Source organism: Nocardia sp. JMUB6875, from assembly GCF_041154655.1.
Taxonomy (GTDB): Bacteria; Actinomycetota; Actinomycetes; order Mycobacteriales; family Mycobacteriaceae; genus Nocardia.
On sequence record NZ_BAAFGR010000311.1, the window covers coordinates 1 to 4,788 of the forward strand.

Genomic DNA, 4,788 nt, shown 5'->3' on the forward strand with positions numbered 1-4,788 from the left:
GCGCTGTGGTTGGGGCGAGTGTGGTTGGGGCGCAGCCCATCAGGCATCGAGCCGCCGGGCAGGATTATCTCGTCGGGGTGGGGATCGCGGATATCACCGGGGCGCCTGCGGGGCAGGGGATGATGGGGTACTCGGAGGCTGATCAGGTCACTACCGGGTTGCTTTCGCGGTGTTATGCGCGGGCCTACATCGTGGTGGATCAGGCTACGGGGGATCGGGTTGCGTTCGTGAATACGGACAATGCTTGCCTTTTTCAGTCGGTGCACCTGGTTGTCATGCAGCAGCTGCAGCAGCGGTTCGGCGGTCTGTACACCGAGCGGAACGTCAATATCAACGCCACGCACAATCACAACTCGTGCGGTGGAACGGCGCGGGAATACGCGTATTCGCTTGCGGCCATGGGGTTTCAGCAGAATTCGTATGACGCCGAGGTGAGTGGGATCGTCAAGGCGATCGTCAACGCTCATGAGAACCTCGGGCCGGGGTCGATCAGGCTCGGGCGGGGGGAGTTGCACGATGCCAGTGCGAACAGGTCTCGGGTTGCGTTCGAGGCGAATCCCATCGAGGACAAGGCCGAGTTTCCGGATGCCATTGATCCGCAGGTCACCGTGTTGCGATTCAGCAAGGGGGGCAAGGATGTTGGGGCGATTACCTGGTTCGCTACGCATGGCACCTCGCTGACGGATCGGAACACGCTCATCTCGGCGGACAACAAGGGGTACGCCAGTTACCGCTGGGAGCATGACGAGATGGGGGTGCGGCATCTGGATGGCCCGCCCTCGTTCGTGGCCGCTTTCCCGCAGACCAATCCGGGGGATATGACTCCGAACCTCTGGATTCGGCCGATGCATCCGTCGGGGCCGACCGAGGACAATCGGACGAACTGTGCTCTGATCGGTGAGCGCCAATATCAGGCGGGGCGAAAGGCTTTCGATGCTGCGACACCGATGAGCAGTGCCGGGGTGGACTCGGTGGTGCATTACGTGAATCTGGCCGATACCGCTATCGACGGTGATTACACGCCGGATGGCAAGCCTGCCCGCACCTCGCCGGCCATGATGGGTGCGGCCGCGATGGCTACCAGTACCGAGGACAACTGGAACTCGCAGTTGTCGTTCCTGCAGGAGGGTGACTCCAATCCGATGGTGGCGGCGCTCGGCGGGTTGAACTCGCCGATCGAGGACTGGATGCGGGATGTGCAGGCGCCCAAGCTGATTCTGGCTCCGCTGGGGGTGTTGCCGCCGCGGCCGTGGGTGCCGCAGGTGGTGGCGTTGCAGTTGATGCGGATCGGGGATCTGGTGTTGGCGTCGGGGCCGTCGGAGTACACGGTGGTGTCGGGGTTGCGGATTCGGCGGATCGTGTCGCGGGCGCTCAATGTGCCGATCGAGAATGTGTTGGTGCAGGGGTACTCCAATGGCTACAACGGCTATGTGACCACGCCCGAGGAGTACGCGGTTCAGCAGTACGAGGGTGGTGAAACCCTTTACGGCCGTTGGACGCTGTCGGCGCACATGCAGGAATTCGACCGGCTGGCAAAGGCTTTGGCGGCGCGGGTGGATCTCGGGCGCGGGCCTGCTCCGTTGGACTGGAACTTCGGGCTGCAGCCGAACTTCGTGCCCGCCGTTCCCGCGGATGTGCCGCATGCCGGGCGCGCCTTCGGTGACGTACTCACGCAGCCCGACTCGAACTATGCGGCGGGGCAAACGGTTTCGGTGGAATTCGTGGGCGCCCACCCGAACAATGACTTCCGCCTCGACGGCACCTACTTCGAGGTTCAGCAGTCATCCGGTGGCGGCTGGCGGCGCGTCTACGACGACAACGACTGGTGCACCGAACTGCACTGGTCCCGCCCGGACGGTCAGTCGGCCGCCTCGACCATTCGCATCCTGTGGACGGTTCCGGACAACGCCTCGGGCCGCTACCGCATCAGCTACACCGGTAACAGCCGCGACGCCGCCGGAACCATCCGGGAATTCACTGGAACATCGGCGGAATTCGTGATCGGCTGATCCCCATGTTCGTCAGACCTGCCGAGATCGCCGACGAGAAGCTCCTGTGGGCCATGCTCTACGAGGCGTCCTATGCGCACGAGAACGGGATCGATTCCCCGGACCAGTTGCGTGACGTACCCAAGCTCGCGCACTACGTCGAAGGTTGGGGTGCCCCGGGCGATCTCGGTGTGGTCGGCGGCTTCGACGGTGTCCCGCTGGGCGCCGCGTGGCTGCGGTTGTTCGGCCCGGCGGATCCGGCCTACGGCTACATCGATGCCGACACTCCGGAACTGGCAATCGGTGTCGCGCCTGAGAGCCGTGGCACCGGGCTCGGCACGGCCTTGATGACCGCCCTGCTCGAGGCCGCTCGCGACAAGTACGACGCCGTCTGTTTGAGTGTGCGACACGGGAATCCGGCGTACCGGCTCTATCGACGCCTCGGCTTCGTCGACGTAGACGACTCCGAGATGACCAACCTGGCCGGAACCACCAGCATCACAATGGTTCTCCGCTTCCGCTGAACCTCAGGAATGCCAGGTGACCACCTGGTCGAGATCGGCCCGGCTGGTCCGGAAACTGTTGGCGGCGTGCTCGGTTTCGGGATATCCGAACGACACACCGGCGATCACCTGGCGATTCGCGGGCAGGCCGAAGTATTCGCGCAGGAACGGCGAGTAGGTCGCGAGCGCGGCCTGCGGGGCCGTGGCCACCCCGAGGCTCTGCGCCGCCAGCAGGAACGACGTCAGATACAGCCCGCAATCGACCGCGCCGTACGTCCCCAGATCCGCCTCGGTGGTGAGGATCGCGACGTGCGGCGCGTCGAAAAGCTCGAAATTGCGCATCGTCTGGCGAAACGCACCGGCCTTGTCCTCGCGTGCCACGCCGACGGCGGTGTACAGCGCCGCGCCGCATTCGCGCCGCCGGTCGCGATAGACGCCCTCGTAGGCCGCGGGGAACGGGATGTCCGTCGCGATCGACGCGCCACCCAGATGATCCAGCAGCGCCTTGCGGAACCGGTCGGTGGCCGCCGGATCCTCGGTGATCGCCACCTGCCACGGCTGGGTATTGCACCAGGACGGCGTGCGCTGCGCCAGCCGCAGGATCGCCTCGATGTCCGTGCGCGGCACCGGATCCGGGCGGAAGGCTCGGCACGTGTAGCGGTCGGCCAGCAGTGATTCCAGTGCGGCATAGCGATCGGACATACGTCACCCCTCCGAATGTGGTCCCATTTCGAGACCGAATCCAAACTGGTCTCATATTAGGACCAGATGGGTAGGATTGGAAGATGCGGTACGAGGAGCTCTCGGAGGAACCGTGCTCGATCACCCGGGCACTGGTCGTCTTCGGCGACCGGTGGACACTGCTGATCCTGAAGGCGGCGTTCTCCGGCGTGCGCCGGTTCAACGGATTCCAGGCGTATCTGGGGATCTCGAAGGGGCGGCTGCAGGACCGTCTGGATCGCCTGGTGGAGCACCAGATCCTGACCAAGCAGCCGACGGAGAGCGGCACCTACGAGGAATACCGGCTCACCGCCAAGGGGCACGACGTGTACCCGATCCTCATGGCCTTCCGCGACTGGGGCGACGAGTACATGGCGCCCCAAGGCCCGCCCGTCTACTACCGCCACCGCGACTGCCCGGGCGAAGCCCACGTGCATCTCGAATGTGATTCGTGCGGAAAGGAACTCACCGCCCGCGATGTGGTTCCCGAAGTCGGGCCGGGCATGACGGTGTGACGCCGTCGGGGATCAGACGAGATCGAAGGCCAGCCGACCGGGAGCCAGATAGTCGTCGCGGTCCAGCAGCATCCGGATCTCCGGACGTTGCGTCTCGGGAATCCGCGCCAGCTCCTCGTGCACAGGCGTGCGGAACGCCTCCCCGCGCGCCGTCATCAACGGCAGCCAATTGTCATGGTGGTTGGGCACGAACACCTTCGGCCGCAACGCCTCGACATAACTGCGCGGATCCCGCAAGCCATTCGTGAACTGATTGAACCCCTGCACCGCGCCGATATGCACATCGGAAGCGGGCAGCCCGCGCAACACGTCCAGGACCTGCGGAGCGTTGTCCAGCAGCGGACCGGTCGAATCATGCCAGGTCAGAACGAAGTCACCGACCCGGAACTGGTACAGCAATACCCCGCCCTCCGGCGCGAGGAGATTACGCGCCAGATGGCCGGCATCACCCAGATGTGGTGGGTACGAACGGATATCGCCCAGACACGGCCGCGGCCGCACCGGAGTCGACGCATCCGGCCCCTCGTGCCGGGGCGTACGCGCCGAGTGCAGGTGGCGGACAGCGGTCACCGCGATGCCGGGAGCAAGCTCGAAATCGTAGCGATCACCAGGTGCCGATGCGACGGAACCCAGCTCCTTACAAGCCAATTCGGCCCCACCGACCTGCTTACGCGCCGTCGCGCAATGCTCCGCCGTCCCGTGCACCACCGCCCCGCTGGCCCGCGCGATCGCCCCCGCGTCGGCGGCATGATCGAAATGCCCGTGCCCGATGAAGATCGCCACCGGCTTCAGCGCCGCCACCTCCTCAGGACTGGTCGGTACGTACCCGGACGTCACCCCGCGCGGCACCCACGCATCGAGCAGGAACACCACCCCGCCCATGGCAACCGCGAAACTCGCACACCCGAACCACGACACGAGCACCTGATCCTCGCGCACCGCCCCGGTACCCGGATCCACCGCCGCCTCCCCGAAAAAGCGCTGACGTGCTGCGATGGTCTGACTACTGGTCACCCGGTTCCCCTTGTCTCGCGTGGCGGCGGACATCGGCCCGCCCGCCGC

General features: G+C 65.4%; 5 protein-coding genes. 3 read left to right on the forward strand and 2 right to left on the reverse strand.

What is annotated here, in order from left to right; genetic code table 11:
- Together ACAM49_RS38845 and ACAM49_RS38850 are read left to right on the forward strand one after the other, a co-directional pair.
- A partial coding sequence (locus ACAM49_RS38845) for a neutral/alkaline ceramidase (protein ID WP_369640511.1) occupies positions 1-2,009 on the forward strand: 2,009 nt, incomplete at its 5' end.
- 5 nt (positions 2,010-2,014) lie between these two features.
- Positions 2,015-2,512 (forward strand): N-acetyltransferase family protein, encoded by a 498-nt coding sequence (locus ACAM49_RS38850; protein ID WP_369640512.1) that lies wholly within the window; start codon positions 2,015-2,017, stop codon positions 2,510-2,512.
- Positions 2,513-2,515: 3 nt separating this feature from the next.
- Here the strand turns inward: ACAM49_RS38850 and ACAM49_RS38855 are convergent, their stop codons facing one another.
- Positions 2,516-3,193, reverse strand: coding sequence for a nitroreductase (locus ACAM49_RS38855; RefSeq protein WP_369640513.1), 678 nt, complete (start codon positions 3,191-3,193; stop codon positions 2,516-2,518).
- Positions 3,194-3,276: 83 nt separating this feature from the next.
- Between ACAM49_RS38855 and ACAM49_RS38860 the strand changes: the two genes are divergently transcribed.
- On the forward strand, positions 3,277-3,726 hold the full coding sequence (locus ACAM49_RS38860) for a winged helix-turn-helix transcriptional regulator (RefSeq protein WP_369640514.1): 450 nt from the start codon (positions 3,277-3,279) through the stop codon (positions 3,724-3,726).
- A gap of 12 nt (positions 3,727-3,738) precedes the next feature.
- On the opposite strand, the gene ACAM49_RS38865 is transcribed toward ACAM49_RS38860, so the two are convergent.
- Positions 3,739-4,788: MBL fold metallo-hydrolase (locus ACAM49_RS38865; RefSeq protein WP_369640515.1), on the reverse strand; the 1,050-nt coding region annotated here is incomplete at its 5' end.

Bases quoted from the DNA above. Each gene is read 5' to 3' on its own strand.
- ACAM49_RS38855 (WP_369640513.1), bottom strand. From the start codon at position 3,193: ATGTCCGATCGCTATGCCGCACTGGAATCACTGCTGGCCGACCGCTAC.
- ACAM49_RS38850 (WP_369640512.1), top strand. From the start codon at position 2,015: ATGTTCGTCAGACCTGCCGAGATCGCCGACGAGAAGCTCCTGTGGGCC.
- ACAM49_RS38860 (WP_369640514.1), top strand. From the start codon at position 3,277: ATGCGGTACGAGGAGCTCTCGGAGGAACCGTGCTCGATCACCCGGGCA.